An 18,730-nucleotide genomic window follows, 5' to 3' on the forward strand; every position below is an offset into this window, starting at 1 on the left:
GTTTAATCGCATAAAGGTGTGCAGTATGCCGCACTAAATTAATAAGAAATTATCTAAAAAGGTTAATGGGAAACGTAAGCCATTAGCGGAGGTCAGATGAGTACGCACACGGTACCGCAGAGCGCGATTGTAAATGCTGTCAAAGGTGAAGTTTTGGTTTTGGGCCTGGATGGAAACGTTAAGGTCATAAAAGCGGGGGATGAGTTAAGACCTGGCGAGATTATTATCACAGAAAATAATGCTTCTCTCGACGTACAGATAAATAATGAGCTTTATCTGGTCGATGCAAATTGTGTTGCTTGTCTTCCTGTGCCTTCTTCTGAACCGTTAGAACCAGTATTGGTACAATCTCCAGTTAATGGCTTGGTGACTTTTGACCCAACGGCTATTGGAAGTGCTGACTTCGACGCCAACGATATTGCCGCTATCCAGCAAGCTATTTTAGACGGAGCTGACCCTACCGCTATCTTAGAAGCAACAGCTGCTGGCGCAGGTGCTGAAGGCTCGGCTAATGCTGGCTACGTGACGGTTGAATATAATAACCCGGAAGTACTCGCGTCTACTTTTTTTGAAACGTCTGCGACTCGCAGCGGAGAAGATGATCGCGACGAAGATGACGGTTTGAATGTCACGATCTTTGCTGATGGTGGGCAGTCACTGCAATCTAGCGTAACAGAAGGCTCAATTTCTCTATCTAGCTACCCGCAAACCATTTCTTCTAGTGTGCTGGTTGAAGCAGGGGATCTCGCACTTGATACTGCTTCATTTGTGCCTGAAACGTCCTCATTAGAGTCTTTGTTAACCGAGTTAAACAGTGACATTACCTCTGGTGGTCAGCCAGTAGCGTTCGTTTACGACGAAGCGCAAAATGCCATTATCGGCACTCAAGGTGGTAACGAAGTGCTTCGTATCGAGATCGAAGCGACATCTTTAGGCCGTGATTTAGAGTTAGAGGTCGTTACCACGATTAGCCAGGGTATTGACCATGTGGCGTCCATCGCTGATGGCCAAGTATCTATCGTCGGTGATCAAATCAATATCGCTTTTGACATTACAGGCGCAGATATTGGTGGTAATAGCATTCAAGCGCCTATCGATTTTACGACAACCGTTATTGATGGCGATGATCCTGCGCCGCAAAACGTTACTTTTGAAAACGTTGAATCTTCTTCTACACCAATTACTGGCACCTTTGTTGATATTGGTAGTGATCAATTGGCAACGGTCACGTTTAATCAAGAAGGACTTAGTCAGTTCGATGGCCTACTGAGTGATAATCAGGCGACAGAAGCGGTACTCTCTGAAGACGGCAGTACTATCACCTTGTCCATTGCTGGCTCGAATGAAACCGTCTTAACCATCAGTCTGAATACTGATGGTACCTACCAATTTGAGCAATTTAAGCCGTTAGAACAAACAAACGGTGAAGATACGATTGAGCTCTCTTTACCAACCACAATCGTCGACTATGACCAAGATACGGCAAGCAACACCTTTACGATGACCATCCTCGATGGCGATAACCCAGTGATTGAGAACGTGACGGGCTTGTCTTTAGATGAGGCGGGGGTTGACCAAGGTTCACAGGAAGGCGCGGCAGTAACAAGTGGTACTGGGTCGATCACGACAGCGGTCGGAAGTGACATCATTGATCACTATGAGTTGGAACCTACAGAGTTCAATGTTGGTGGAGAACTCCAATCTCAAGGGCAGGTTGTTCAACTAGAACTAGCGTCCGAGAGTAACGGCGTACGTACTTACGAAGGCTTCATCGAGCTGGATGGTGTGCGTATTACCGTATTTGATGTGGCGATTGATGCACCTGCATTGGGCGAATACCAATTCAACTTGTATGAACAACTTGACCATACGGGTGCTAACGATGACTCGCTCACTTTCTCACTGCCAGTTTACGCGGTAGATGCGGATGGTGACCGCTCCTCTATTACCGAAGGTTCGAACACACCAGAAGCTGCGCAAATTGTCATTCAAGTTCAAGATGACGTTCCTTCGATTGATGGCGTTGATGCGCTAGCCGTCGATGAAGACGATTTATCAAGCATTGGCTCCGATCAAAGCGACTCTGTGTTCGCGCAAGGTAGCTTCACGACGACTCAGGGCTCAGACCGTGTTGTAAGTTATCAATTAGAGAGCGGCACTGATCCACTCAATGGGTTGGAATCGCAGGGGCGATCTATCTCTCTGACGGAAACAACCAATTCAGATGGCAGCTTTACCTATTCTGCAACGGCAGAAGGGGACGCTATCTTCACCTTACAAGTGAACCCTGACGGTTCTTATTCATTTACCCTTGAAGGTCCAATCGATCATGCTGTGGGTAGCGATAGCTTAACTCTAGACTTCACTATTGTCGCAACGGACTTTGACGGTGACACCAGTTCACTTGTTCTACCGGTAACCATTGCCGATGATGTGCCAACCATTAATGACGTTGTCGCTCTTACCGTCGATGAAGATGACTTAAGTTTGGTAGGCTCTGACCAATCACAGTCAACGCTGGTCGAAGGTCAGTTTACGACAACTCAAGGTTCTGATGGCGTCGTACAGTATCAGTTGGATGTAAACGCTGATTCTTTAAATGGCCTGCAATCTCAAGGTCAAACCGTTTCCATTGCCGAAACGCAAAATGCAGATGGCAGTTACACCTACAGCGCAACGGCAAATGGCAGTGCAGTTTTCACATTAATTTTGAATACCGACGGCTCGTACAGTTTTGAGCTGCAAGGTCCAATTGACCATGCGGCAAATAGCGACAGCTTAACCCTTGATTTTAGCGTTATTGCTACAGACTTCGATGGTGACACAAGCCAAATCGTATTGCCTGTTACCATCGTGGATGATAAGCCAACTATTACCGATGTTGATGCGATTACTGTTGATGAAGATGATTTAGGCACGATTGGTTCGGACCAGACTGACCCGATTTCTATTGATGGTAGCTTCACCACCACACAAGGCTCTGACCGAGTGGTAAGTTATCAGCTTGATGCTTCTGCAACACCAGTTGACGGCCTTACATCACAAGGCGTGGCAGTTACGCTGACTGAAACCGCAAACGCTGATGGCAGCTTTACTTACGAGGCGACAGCGGGTAGTGAAGCGGTCTTTACGCTGACGGTGAATACTGATGGTAGCTATAACTTCACGCTTGAAGGTCCAATCGACCACGCGGTAGATAGCGATGAGCTGACACTCAACTTCCCAATCATCGCAACAGACTTTGATGGCGACACCACAAATGCCACTATCCCAGTGACAATCGTGGACGATAAGCCTGTTATTACCGACGTCGACACCATTACGGTTGATGAAGATGATCTAGCGTCAATTGGCTCAGACCAAAGCAATCCAATTTCTATTGATGGCAACTTTACTACCACACAAGGCTCTGACCGAGTGGTGAGCTACCAACTCGATGCTTCAGCAACACCAGTGGACGGTTTAACCTCGCAAGGTTTAGCGGTCACGCTAACAGAAACCGCAAATGGTGATGGTAGTTTCACTTATGAAGCGACTGCGGGTGGCAACCCAGTATTTACTCTGACAGTAGATACTGATGGCTCTTACAACTTCACGCTAGAAGGGCCAATTGATCACGCGGTGGATAGTGATGAGCTGACACTCAACTTCCCAATTATCGCAACCGACTTCGATGGCGACACCGTTACTGAAACCATTCCAGTCACGATTGTTGATGATGTACCGACCATCACAGCGGTGGATGCGTTGAGTGTCGATGAAGATGACCTTAGCGGCGTGGGCTCAGACCAAACTGACGCTGTGTTCGTTGAAGGCGCGTTTACCACTATTCAAGGCTCTGACCGAGTGGTGAGCTATCAACTGGATTCAACGGCTGATCCTGTTGCGGGGCTAACGTCTCAAGGTGAGGCGATTACCTTGGTGGAAACCGCCAACGGTGATGGCAGCTTTACTTATGTGGCGACCGCAGACGGCAATCCGGTATTCACGTTAAACGTAGCAACAGATGGCACTTACGATTTTACGCTGCAAGGCCCGATTGACCATGCAGCTAACAGTGACAGCCTGACGATTGATTTCCCAATTATTGCCACCGATTTTGATGGTGATACGACTTCGGCAACCATTCCAGTCACGATTACGGATGATGCACCAATCATCGATAATGTTTTGCCTCTGGCTGTAGACGAAGATGATTTATCAGGTATTGGCTCAGACCAAACTGACGCTGTGTTTGTTGAAGGCGCGTTCACCACTACCCAAGGTTCAGACCGTGTGGTGAGCTACCAACTTGATTCAACTTCTGATCCTGTTTCGGGGCTAACCTCCCAAGGTGAGCCAGTTACTCTGGTAGAGACTGCGAATGCTGATGGCAGCTTTACTTACGTGGCTACCGCGGATGGCAATCCGGTTTTCACCATGAACGTGAATGCTGATGGCACATACAATTTCCGTCTGGAAGGGCCGGTCGATCACGCGTTAAACAGCGATGAATTAGTACTGAACTTCCCAATCATTGCAACAGACTTTGACGGCGATACGACGACCGCGACCATTCCCGTCACGATTACTGATGACGTTCCAACTATCGACAACGTTGTTCCACTCACGGTGGACGAAGATGATCTCGCCTCAATTGGCTCAGACCAAAACGATGATGCGTTTATGTCGGGTTCTTTCACCACAACTGAAGGCTCAGACAGCGTTGTTAAATACCAGCTTGATGCAACAGCAGATCCAGTATCTGGGTTGACCTCTCATGGTGAGCCTGTCGTGCTTGCTGAAACTGCTAACGGCGACGGTAGTTTTACTTACACAGCCACGGCAGATGGCAATGCCGTATTTGAATTGATTGTGAAGCCAGATGGCAGCTACAACTTTACACTGCAAGGTCCACTAGACCATGCGGTGAATAGCGACAGTCTGCAAATCGACTTCCCGATTATCGCAACAGACTTTGATGGCGACACCTCATCGGAGACGTTACCTGTCACTATCGTTGATGATAAACCAACCATCACTGACGTAGACGCAATCCGTGTGGATGAAGATGACCTAGCGACGATTGGCTCTGACGGCTCAGATCCAATTTCAATCGATGGCAACTTCACTACAACGCAAGGTTCTGATGGGGTAGTAAGCTACCAATTAGATACTGCTGCAACGCCAGTTGATGGCCTAACATCGCAAGGTGTGGCAGTGACGCTGACGGAAACTGCAAACGGCGACGGTAGCTACACTTATGAAGCGACAGCAGGAACTGAAGCCGTATTTACGCTGACCGTGAATACGGATGGTTCATACAACTTCACGCTTCAGGGGCCAATTGACCATGCGACAGACAGTGATGAGCTGACACTGAACTTCCCAATCATCGCGACGGATTTTGATGGTGATACCACCACAGAAACGATCCCAGTCACCATCGTGGATGATAAGCCGACCATTACCGATGTCGATGCGATTACCGTTGATGAAGATGATTTAGGCACGATTGGCTCAGATCAAACTGACCCGATTTCAATCGATGGCAACTTCACCACCACACAAGGCTCGGACCGAGTGGTGAGCTATCAGCTTGATGCTTCTGCAACACCAGTTGACGGCCTTACATCACAAGGCGTGGCCGTCACGCTGACTGAAACCGCAAACGGTGATGGCAGCTTTACTTACGAGGCGACAGCGGGTACTGAAGCGGTCTTTACGCTGACAGTGAATACTGATGGTAGCTATAACTTCACGCTTGAAGGTCCAATCGACCACGCAGTAGATAGTGATGAGTTGATACTGAACTTCCCAATCATCGCGACCGACTTTGATGGCGACACCACAAATGCCACTATCCCAGTGACGATCGTAGACGATAAGCCAGTTATTACTGACGTGGATTCCATTACGGTTGATGAAGATGATCTAGCGTCAATTGGCTCAGACCAAAGCAACCCGATTTCTATTGATGGTAACTTCACCACCACGCAAGGTTCAGACCGAGTGGTGAGCTACCAACTCGATGGCACATCAACACCAGTTGACGGTTTAACCTCGCAAGGTGTGGCTGTCACGCTAACAGAAACTGCAAATGGTGATGGCAGTTTTACCTACGAAGCAACAGCGGGCTCTGAAGCGGTCTTTACGCTGACTGTGAATACTGATGGCTCTTATAACTTCACGCTAGAAGGGCCGATTGATCACGCGGTTGATAGTGACGAGTTGACACTAAACTTCCCAATTATCGCAACCGACTTTGATGGCGACACTGTCACTGAAACCATTCCAGTCACGATTGTTGATGATGTACCGACCATCACAGCGGTGGATGCGTTAAGTGTCGATGAAGACGACCTTAGCGGTGTGGGTTCCGACCCTGGCGGCGATCTGTTCGTTGAAGGCGCGTTTACGACCACTCAAGGCTCTGACCGAGTGGTGAGCTATCAACTGGATTCAACGGCTGATCCTGTTGCGGTGCTAACGTCTCAAGGTGAGGCGATTACCTTGGTGGAAACCGCGAATGGCGACGGCAGCTTTACTTATGTTGCGACCGCTGACGGCAATCCTGTCTTCACGTTGAATGTCGCAACAGATGGTACGTACGACTTTACGCTGCAAGGTCCGATTGACCATGCAGCTAACAGCGACAGCCTGACGATTGATTTCCCAATTATTGCCACCGATTTTGATGGTGATACGACTTCGGCAACCATTCCAGTCACGATCACGGATGATGCACCAATCATAGATAATGTTGTGCCTCTTGCAGTAGACGAAGATGATTTATCAGGTATTGGCTCAGACCAAACTGACGCTGTTTATGTTGAAGGCGCGTTCACGACCACTCAAGGTTCAGACCGTGTGGTGAGCTACCAACTTGATTCAACGGCTGATCCTGTTTCAGGTTTAACTTCTCAAGGTGAGCCTGTTACTTTGGTAGAGACTGCGAATGCCGATGGCAGCTTCACTTACGTGGCTACCGCGGATGGCAATCCGGTTTTCACCATGAATGTGAATGCAGACGGCACATACAACTTCCGTCTAGAAGGGCCAATCGATCACGCGTTAAACAACGATGAGCTAGTACTGAACTTCCCAATCATTGCAACAGACTTTGATGGCGATACGACGACCGCGACCATTCCAGTTACGATTACTGATGACGTTCCAACCATTGACAACGTTGTTCCACTCACGGTGGACGAAGATGATCTCGCTTCAATTGGCTCAGACCAAAACGATGATGCGTTTATGTCGGGGTCTTTCAGCACAACTGAAGGCTCGGACAGCGTTGTTAAATACCAGCTTGATGCAACAGCAGATCCAGTAGCAGGGTTAACCTCTCATGGTGAGCCTGTCGTACTTGCTGAGACAACAAATGGTGATGGCAGCTTTACTTACACTGCCACAGCAGATGGCAATGCCGTATTTGAACTGGTGGTGAAGCCAGATGGCAGCTACACCTTTACTCTGCAGGGCCCACTAGACCATGCGGTGAATAGCGACAGTCTGCAAATCGACTTCCCGATTATCGCAACAGACTTTGATGGCGACACCTCATCGAAGACGTTACCTGTCACCATCGTTGATGATAAACCAACCATCACTGACGTAGACGCAATCCGCGTGGATGAAGATGACTTAGCGACGATTGGCTCCGACGGCTCAGATCCAATTTCAATCGATGGCAACTTCACTACAACGCAAGGCTCTGATGGGGTAGTAAGCTACCAATTGGATGCTGCTGCAACGCCTGTTGACGGTCTAACATCACAAGGTGTGGCCGTCACGCTGACTGAAACCGCAAACGGCGACGGTAGCTACACTTATGAAGCGACAGCAGGAACTGAAGCCGTATTTACGCTAACAGTAAACACGGATGGCTCATACAACTTCACGCTGCAAGGGCCAATCGACCATGCGGTAGACAGTGATGAGCTGACGCTGAACTTCCCAATCATCGCAACGGATTTTGATGGTGATACCACCACAGAAACGATCCCAGTCACCATCGTGGATGATAAACCGACCATTACTGATGTCGATGCGATTACCGTTGATGAAGATGACTTAAGTACGATTGGCTCAGACCAAACTGACCCGATTTCAATCGATGGTAACTTTACCACCACACAAGGCTCGGACCGAGTGGTGAGCTATCAGCTCGATGCTTCTGCAACACCTGTAGCTGGACTCACATCACAAGGCGTGGCAGTCACACTGACGGAAACCGCAAACGGCGATGGTAGCTTTACTTACCAAGCGGCAGCGGGGACTGAAGCGGTCTTTACGCTGACAGTGAATACCGATGGCTCTTATAACTTCACGCTAGAAGGTCCAATCGACCACGCGGTAGATAGTGACGAGCTGACACTGAACTTCCCAATCATCGCAACCGACTTTGATGGCGACACGTCTGCTGAGACAATTCCTGTCAAGATCGTTGATGACAAACCGACACTTGGTGGCATCGAAGCAACAAGTGTGCAAACGGTTGACGAGGACGATATCCCAACAGTCGGATCTGATGGTACGCAGTCGAACAGCATTGCAGGTAACTTCATCGCGACTGATGGCTCTGATGGCATTGTGGAGTACAGCGTTTCTGACCTGACGACGCCAGTACAAGGCCTGACCTCTGGCGGTCAATCACTGGTTATGGTTGAAGTATCAAACGCAGGTGGCGTTTCAGTTTACGAAGCTCGTATTGATGGCACGACGACACCGGTATTCCGTGTGACCCTCGATGCCTCTGATGACAGCTACGCCTTCGATTTGCTTGCTCCTCTCGATCATCCAAATGCTGATGGCCAAAATGAACTGGTCATCAATTTACCGATAAACGCGACTGACTTTGATGGAGACGTGTCGAACAACATCACCTTACCAATTACGGTTGTGGATGATGTTCCGACCATTGACGGTTTACTAGCAGGCAGCGAACAAACCGTTGATGAAGATGACCTACCAGCAGGTACGGATGCTGCAAGTGCAGAAGATACTGTTATTTCAGGTACTTTTGATATCACCGAAGGTGCTGACCAAGTTGCTTCTATTCAGCTGAGTGACCTGACCACGCCTGTTGCGTCACTGACTTCAGATGGTGAAGCTATCACCTTAGTTCTGTCTTCTAGCGCAAACGGCGTGAACGTATACCAAGGTGTCGCAGGCAATCCTGCTGAAGTGGTGTTCGAACTGACGTTGGATGCAACGAACAACACCTACGAGTTCGATTTACAGAAGCCGCTTGATCATCCCGATGGTAATCAGCAAAACGAGATTGTTATTAACCTCCCTGTGACGGCGACAGATAATGATGGTGATACTTCACCAGCCTTCACATTGCCAATTACCGTTGTGGACGATGTTCCAGTTGTTACCAATATTGAAAGTCTACGTGTCGACGAAGATGACTTACCTCTTGGTTCTGATGGAACGAAAGAGCCATTAACGGTATCAGGTGAGTTCGAAGTCACTAGCGCAGATGGTATTGATGCTTTCGAATTGGATCTAAGCTCAAATCCTATCCCGAATCTGAAATCGGGTGGAGAAGAGGTAACACTTTCTCAAGACGTTGGCGCTTCAACTGCTGACGCGCTTGTTTACGTGGGACAAACACCGGGTGGAGTGACGGTCTTCACGTTGACACTTCATCAAGATGGTAAATACGACTTTGAGTTATCTGGTCAGTTAGATCACGCGGTTAACTCTGATGAGATTTTGTTGAATCTACCTGTGAAGATCACGGATGGCGACAACGATACCATCACTGCGACCTTGCCAGTTACGATCGTAGATGACAAACCAACCATTGATGCTATTAGCTCTGGTAGTACCTTGTCTGTGGATGAGGATGATATTCCAAGCCAAGGTTCGGACGACACGCCAGAATCCAATATCATTGGTGGCAACTTTGACGTTACTGATGGTGCCGACTCTATCGTTAGCTTCCAGTTGGATAGTTTAACATCGCCTGTTTCTGGCCTTACCTCAGGTGGTCAACCGCTTGAGTTGGTTGAGTTTTCAAATTCAAACGGTGTGATTGAGTACCGAGCTTATGTACAAGGTACGACGGACACCGTCTTTAAACTGACGCTAAATGGTTCAGCAGACAGTTATGAATTTGAACTGTTGGGTGCACTTGATCATCCTGCGGGTAACGATGAAAACTCGTTGGTCATTAACTTCCCAGTCAACGCGACTGATTTTGATGGCGATGTGTCCAATAACATCACCTTGCCGATCACCGTGGTGGACGATGTCCCAGCTATTGTGAAAGTGACAGACTCTAGCCAACAAACCGTTGATGAAGATGATCTTTCCGGTGGCTCTGACACGACAAGTAGTGATTCAACGGTATTGAACGGCGGATTTGAGGTCGTTGCTGGTGCAGACAAGATTGTCAGCTACCAAGTTTCAGACCTCGATGCAGTCGTGTCTGGTTTAACGTCGAACGGCAGCAGCATCGAGTTGAATCTAGTAAGCACGAATGGTGGAGTAACCAGTTACGAAGCGGTTATTACTGGCACATCAACTAAGATCTTCACGCTGTCTCTTGATGCGAATAATGACAGCTACCAATTTGAGCTGTTGGGACCAATCGACCATGACGCTGTTCAAGGTGAAAACAACCTTGTCATTGATATTCCAATTACAGTAACAGACTTTGATGGTGACACGTCATCATCACTGAATCTTCCAATTACCGTAGTTGATGACATTCCCGAAATTAAATCAGCAGATGCTTTGGCTGTTGATGAGGATGACCTTGCCAACGGCTCTCAGGCAACCAACAAAGACAGCCTAGAAGTAACGGGCAATTTCGATACGGTGGAAGGGGCAGATACCGTTGTCTCTTATCAGCTGGATCTTACTTCTAACCCGATACCAGGAGTAACTTCAGGTGGTTTTGCGGTGACGTTAGTTCAAACCGCGGTAAGCAACAACAACTTTACTTATCAAGGTCAAACACCTGATGGTAACTCAGTGTTCACACTAGTTTTGAACGCTGACGGCTCTTACAAGTTTACGCTTGAGGGTGCGCTAGATCACTCAACTCAAGGCGAAGATACACTCATACTTGATCTCCCAGTCTTTGCGACCGATGTCGATGGTGATACGGCAGGTATTAACTTACCAGTGACGATTACCGATGATGTTCCAACCTTGCACGATGCATCTATTTCGCGTGTTGAGGGGCAAGGCAGCCGCACGGTTCGTTTATTCCGAGACCCTGTAGAGGGGGATGATGACCTTGGTGCTGACGGCGCACAAGTGACTTCATTCTCGGCTGATGATTCAGGCATTTACTTTAAGCAAAATGGTGTTGATTCTGATTCTGTCGATTTGAACGGCAGCGACCAAGTCGTATTTGTTCACAAGGTTCTTGACGGAGTGGATACTGAAATCGGTCGTTTGGTTGTTCGAACCGATGGCAGTGTGTCATTCCGTCCGAATGACGACCTTGACCATACCGAAACCGACTCGATTGATTTCACCATCAACGTTGTTGCAACCGATGGTGATGGCGATATCGCAGATGCCGATGTGGATATCTCGATAAGAGACCGCAATGCGCAAATTGACACGTCTACCGTTACTGCGTTCGAAGACCAAGGGCGTGATGGTGTCGTTGTGGGCGTTGACTCTGCAAATACTCAGGACAACTTGTCGACGCTGGATGTTAGCCCTGCGAAAGTCGACTTGGTTATCAATTTACACGATATCGACCGTAACGAGAGCTTAGGTGACATCACTATTCGAGATGCTGATACTCACAACGGTACGTTCTACTACAGAGACGGCAGTGGCAACTACATTGAATTAACATCTGTGGGCAATACGGTTGTTCTCGACGCATCAAATGTTGAGCAGTCATTCAATGGTGAGCTTGTCTCGTTAGATAACTTGTACTTCGTACCAGATCGTCATACATCAACCGATGCTTCTGGTATCGATCCTCGTATCCGCGTGGAAATTCTTAACAATGGTACGCCAGATCATACGATTAATGGTCGTTTAGACATTGAAGTTGCTGCCGTCGCAGATATTGCAACGTGGACGGCAAGCAGCGAATTTAACTACTCGGTTGATGAAGATGGAAACAATGTCGCACTTAACATCACGGCTGAAACCCAAGACACTAGTAACCCAGAAGGCATTGTGTACGAGCTTGTCTTTACACAAGGAGAAGGTAACGCAGAGTTAGTCTATTCAGATGGTAGTGCGATACCAAAATCCGGTGGTGTTTATCTGGTGGATGCAAGCCGAATTGATGAAGTTCAAGTTGATCCGATAGATAACTTCTCGGGCGAAATCAGAATTGATGTCACCGCTATTACGACGGAAAACAACAATCCACTGCTTGGGAAAGATACCGCTCGCTCAGAAACCGAAACCATCATTATTGATGTAAACCCAGTTGCGGATAAAGGTAGTTTTACTGTAAACCGAATTAATGTGTTTGAGGATAATGCTCGAACTCAAAATACGGTAGACCCTGTCACTGATCACGACCCACTCCAATTAAGTGAAGTGATCACCATGAAACCATCAGCGGACTTAGATGGTTCTGAAGCGTTATTTGTGCGCATTTCTAACTTCTCAATTGATGGGGTTACTTTGGTGTGGCTGGACTCAGCAAACCCAAGTCAGATAGTAGAAGTGACCGATTCAGGCGGCAATGTACTTTATTACGAAGTGCCAGAGTCTGAATTAGCGAACGTCGAAGTTCTTCCTCCTTTGCACAGCAATGATGACTTTACTTTCAATGTCGAAGGAATTGTGAAAGACACAGCATCATTGTCTACCGGTACGACAGAAGATGTGTTGTCACTGGGCAGTAAGACCGTCATCGTTGGTGTAAAAGGTGTTGCTGACATACCAGACACGGTATTAATTGACGCGGGGAACGTTTGGAACCGATTCGTAGACGGAGATGTGGCCGGGATAGAGACGACTATTGAAGAGAATGCTGTTGTAAACCTCAACTTCTCGGTTGTATCAGGTGAAGTTGCCGATAGACCACAGGATGATTCAGAAGCCATTACTGTTATCCTGTCCAACATCCCCGACGGTGTTCGTGTCGTAGATTCAGACGGTTCAAGCGTTGACCTCACCTTTGTTGGCTATGATGGTAACGGTCAACCGATTTACGAAGCAAACATCACTGGGCTGAATTTTAATTCCGGTATTCAAATTATTCCGGAAGCCTCTTCAACTGAAAACATTGCGATTACAGGGACGATCATTGTTACCGAGAATGATGGTCATAGTCGTGTGATTGAAAGAGAGGTAAGGATCAAGGTCGAACCCGTTATTGACGCTCAAGATAACTACGTTGTCCGATCGGAGGGAGATGAAGATACGCGCTTTGACATCGATTGGAAACCGACGCTCGTACAAAGCCCTGATACCGATGAATTCTTTAGTGATGTAACCATCTCTGGATTTCCTCCAGGCAGCACGGTCTATGTAGATGGTGTGGCACAAACGCTTGTTTCTGGAACACTAACGCTTTCACCGCAAGCCGGTGAATCAGAACAAGATTTTTCCGCTAAAATCTCTCAAAGTGGCTATGTTCAAGTTCAGTTGGAGCAGGATTCAAGTACTGACTTTGACTTGACCACAACCGTCACTGTGAAAGAGATTGACCATGAATATGTTGACGCTTCGAATCCCGGTGAAGGTATCGCTGAGAAAACCATCAATGGTACGGTGAATGTCCAAGTTAATCCAATCGTTGAGCCAGAGGATAAGACGGGGGCAATAGACGACCAAACCCGTCTGCTTGTCACTGAAAGTGGTGGTGGTGCTACCGATATCGTGAAGTCAGACGATCAAGGTAACATTGACTTTACGATCAACACTTCTATGGGGGGCGAATCTGGCGCTCATATCATTAAATACCAAGAGTTTGATGCGTCTTCAGATGAAGTGGTGACTCAACTTGTTGTTCAATTTCACAATGTGGACCCTGAGATCCTCAACCAATTGGTTATCGTCGGTGCACTAAATGAAGGTGGAGGTCGTTGGACAGTAACTAATGAAGACAACTTCTCAATTAAAGCGCCGTCTGGACTTGATTTAACACCAAACGATGACAGCGACGATGGCGATAACGGTGGTCTCTCTCAAATTGGCTTAACCATTTACGCAGAAGTGAATGATTTGGGCGAAGATTTGGGCAACGAAAAAGATGCGACGGTCGTGCGTCAAACGGATGTGACACTAGAGTTTCCAACCGTCCTCACACCGAAAATGAGTGTAGCGGCAGAGATTCAGGTGGCTGATGATGTTCAAATTCAAGCGTTGGAAGACAATTCTATTAACCTTGGTGCTCAGTTGACGTCGAAAGTCGATGCGATTAATGCAGATGGTGTGGAGGATGTCTTGACTATTATCGTCGACCCGACAGCTCCTGGCATTCCTCCTGGTTTGGTGATCACGGGGACGGATGTTGATTTTGTCAATGGTAAATACGTGTTCCAAGCCCATATCGATGCGAGTGGAAATATTACTGGCCTTGATGGTTTGACGATGCACTTGGCAGAAGATTACGCAGGTGATTTCGAATTGCCAATTCGGTTTGTCACTAAAGACACTGAGTCCGGTGATGAAAAAGAAAATAATGTCCAGTTTCCAGTTCAGGTTTTACCGGTTGCAGACGTTCCGAGTTCAGCCGGGGATCAGCCGTTGGATAGCGATGTCACACCAAATGTAAGAGTAGATATCGTCGGTACTTTCGGCTTGGATGCAAACAAACAACCTGTGACTGATCTAAATAACGACGTTCCCACGGCGGATGGTGTTGGTTACGAAGATGGCTTAATCCAACTTAACTTGAGTGTTGATTTTGCCGATCAATTTAACAACACTCAAGGTGGTCGAGAAACACTAACGAACATCAAGTTAGAGCTTGATGACACAACATTAGGTGAGTTTGTTGATGCCAATGGTAACAGCTTAGGAACCAGTATTGAGTTTAATGAAGCTGAGATTTTAGCTGGTGCGCTTGACAATGTTCTGTTTAAGCCAAAAGAAAATTACCCCGTAGGTGGTGGCCAAAATACCGTCAAGATTAATATCGAGGGAGAAATTACTGATGAAGCTGTGTTTGATCAGTCTATCTTGAATAACTCTGGCGATAATATAGATGTGAGAACCTTCACTGACGATGTCACATTTGAAGTTACGCCAGTCGTTGATGACATTACCATTACAGGTGCCGATCCGACGCAGCCAATCACGGTGATTGGTGACGAAGATACTTTAATTTCGCTGAATCAATCGGGCTCTGGTGTTTCGATCAGCCTGAACGATAATGACGGTTCTGAGAGTTTCGTTTCACTCAAGTTAACGGGACTTCCTGATGACTTTATCGTTAAATCCAATTCCTCTGATTATGTTGTTAAGAACAACGGTGGGGGCGAATGGAGTATTCAACTAAAAGATCTCACTCAGACGTCCATTGACCTGAGTGACATCCAAATTAAACCGCCAAAACACTTTAGTGGCGAGGCTGAGATAGGTATTACGGTCTTCATTCAAGAGGAGTTGCTACAAGTTCCAACGGAACGAAACAACAACTTTACGCTTATTGTCAATCCTATTGGTGATGATGTTGATGTGAACCCCGACACTTCGGCTGCAGGTAATGAGGGCGAAGACATTGTTATTAATGTAAATGCGTTAGTGGTTGATAACAAAGAGTCCATCGGAGATGGTGCAAACTACCAGGAAAATGATCCAGAGACGCTGAGAGTTGAGGTCTCAAATGTCCCTGATGGGGCGAGCGTTTCATTACCTGATGGGACAGTATTTACTGACCAAGGCGGCGGCGTTTTTGTCTTAGAAATCAATGCTCAAGACTTGGATCAAGTGGTGTTTAATTCTGGTGATCGCAACGATAACTCATGGGATGGTTCGCTGCATTTCAAAGTGCAAGCCGTTGATACTGGGCTCGATGGCAGTCAAAGCTTGGGCTCCGCAGAGGAGTTTGATGTCACTGTTGATGTTGAAGCAGTGAACGATCGTCCAGAGTTCGTCAACACCGTGGATGTGGAAACACCAGAAGATACGCCAATGCTGCTTGATGGTTTCAGCATTACCGATATTGATGCCGTACTCGATGATCCGAATGCTGAATACGTACTCAATGTGAACGTCGACAGCGGTATCTTGGAGCTTAATCCAACGCTCATCGCTACTTACAACCTAACCGTGAGCGGTGATGGTACGGACTCCGTTGAACTGAAAGGCACAGTGGCCGATCTAAACAATGCCATTGCAGACGGTCTGATTGAGTTTAATCCAGACCTGAACTTCTTTGGTGACGTTCAGGTGGACGTGACAGTCGATGACCAAGGTAATGAAGGTATCGTAATTGGTGGGGTAGATGACACCCTAAATACCAACAGCAGCAGCTTCAATATTGAAGTGACAGCGGTGAATGATACCCCAGAAACTACGCCAGTGACGCTACCGGATATTAAAGAAGATAGTGGTGTGTTCTCCATCTCTGAAGCGGATCTTATTGCGAATGCGACAGACGTAGAGAACGATAACCTCACGGTCAGCAATGTTCAGTTAACGGATCCGAATTCGGGTAGCATTACTTTCAACAGTGGTACGGGAGAGTGGGAATTTACCCCAGCACCAGATTACAACGGTCCAGTTGAAATCACGTACACCATTACAGATGATGGCACGACAAGTGGTGCATTCGATCCTAAATCGGTTAACGGCAGCGCATCGTTCAACGTAACGGAAGTCAATGATGCTCCAACGACGTCTGAAGTGGTACTTTCTGATATCGCAGAAGACAGTACGGCGGTTGAAATTACCCAAGCTGATTTGTTAGCGAATGCTTCTGACATTGAAAACGACACCTTGATGGTGAGTAATGTCCAGTTGGTTGACCCAAGCAGCGGCACATTGGATTTCGACAACGTAACAGGTACATGGTCATTTACTCCTGCGCCTGGCTACAACGGCAAGGTCGATCTGACCTACGACATTACCGACAACGGTACAACGAACGGTGTTTCTGATCCTCAAACGGTGTCAGGAACGGCGACCTTCGAAGTCACTGAGGTGAACGATGCACCGGTAACATCAGAGGTAACGTTGAGTAGTACGGAAGAAGATGGTGGTTCGGTAACTATTACGGCTACTGAGTTGCTGAGCAACGCAAGTGATCCTGAGTCAGACAACTTGACCGTCGATAATGTTGCGTTAGTGGACCCAACTTCCGGCACGTTGACTCAAGTGAGTGCGACAGAGTGGACGTTTGAACCCGCAGCAGATTTCTTTGGTGACGTTAATTTCACTTATGAAATCACAGATGACGGAACCACTAACGGCGCTCCAGACCCAATTACAATCGCGGGCACAGCAGTGTTGAATGTTGAAGCTACCAATGACGCACCTGAAATCACTGCAGCGTCGGTAACGGATACGATCAATGAAGCTGATGGCCAGAAAGTAACGGGTATTAGTGTGAGTGACGTCGACTTTGCGGGCGCACAAGCAAATGAAAGCATGACCGTGACTCTTACAGTTACCGAGGGCGACCTTCGTGTCGAGCCGCCAGCAGGTAGTGGTGTGACTGTTGGGGCGGGGATGGCTGGTGAAATAACCCTAATGGGCACACCAGATAATATTAACTCCGTTCTTGGAGCAACAGACGCTTCTGAGGGTGTATTTGTGGATGCAGGAGATGTCAACGCAGCTTCAATCACTTTATCGGTGAAAGTCGAGGACAACGGCGTGTACTTCGAAAATGCATCGGGTACCGCATTGGAGGCGAATCAAGACTTCACTATCAATGTGACACCTGTAGCTGATGCACCTACATTGAGTATCAATCCTCAGTTTAATTACATTCGTCAAATTGCGGCTAGCCAAACCGCGAGCAGTCAAGGTTTAGCGATTGTCGGAATCATGGCGGCGCTTACTGATGTTGACGAGGTGCTGTCTTTGGAGCTAACGGGCGTACCAGCTAGTGCTGAGGTAACAAGTGGCGTTTCTCCATCAGGCATTAGCTTCGATGGTACCACTTGGACAGTACCAAGCGATGAAATTGATACGCTAGAAATTGTCGCAACAGATACTAACAGTGGTATTGATGTCGGTTCTTACGATATTTCGCTTACGGCGATATCAACGGAATCTAATGGCGATGAAGCGCAGTCTTCACCTGTCCAAATTAGTTTGAATGTGAGTAGTGATAGCGACGATATTGACCAGTCAACCGCAGTGGACGACAGCTATTTAGTCGGTGGAGACACAGGTATCAATTTGATTGGTGGCGACGGTGACGACGTTATTCTGGGTGGCGATGGCGATGACGTTCTTATCGGTGGCTTAGGCTCAGATATCTTAACGGGTGGAGACGGCAGCGATATCTTCAAGTGGACGGTAGACTCCGTTGATGAAGGGGCAGTGGATACCATTACTGACTTCACTGTTAACGAAGACAGCATCGATTTACGTGAAGTTATCTCTGATCTCAATAACTCAATGATCGACATGGATGATCTGCTTGGTCACATTTCGGCAGACTACGATGCATCGACGGAAAGTGTTTCTCTGAACATTACGACGGATGCAAATGTTCAACAGACTATTGTCGTGGAAAACTTAGGTACTTCAATCGACTTCAACGGTCTCAGCTCCAATGAGATTGTAGAGTCATTGCTGAACAACGGTGTTATTGATAACGGATAAACCTATATATAAC

The 18,730-nt window shown here is 47.4% G+C and carries 1 protein-coding gene; it reads left to right on the top strand.

The window, feature by feature from the left end; translation table 11 throughout:
* Positions 1-96: 96 nt before the first annotated feature.
* Positions 97-18,717: a retention module-containing protein gene (locus CAG68_RS16185; RefSeq protein WP_161441367.1), complete on the top strand. Its 18,621-nt coding sequence runs from the start codon at positions 97-99 to the stop codon at positions 18,715-18,717.
* Positions 18,718-18,730 lie beyond the last annotated feature (13 nt).

Origin of the sequence: Vibrio sp. V42_P2S4T144, assembly GCF_009904715.1 — a bacterium.
Taxonomy (GTDB): domain Bacteria; phylum Pseudomonadota; class Gammaproteobacteria; order Enterobacterales; family Vibrionaceae; genus Vibrio; species Vibrio alginolyticus.

Bases quoted from the DNA above. Each gene is read 5' to 3' on its own strand.
- CAG68_RS16185 (WP_161441367.1), top strand. From the start codon at position 97: ATGAGTACGCACACGGTACCGCAGAGCGCGATTGTAAATGCTGTCAAA.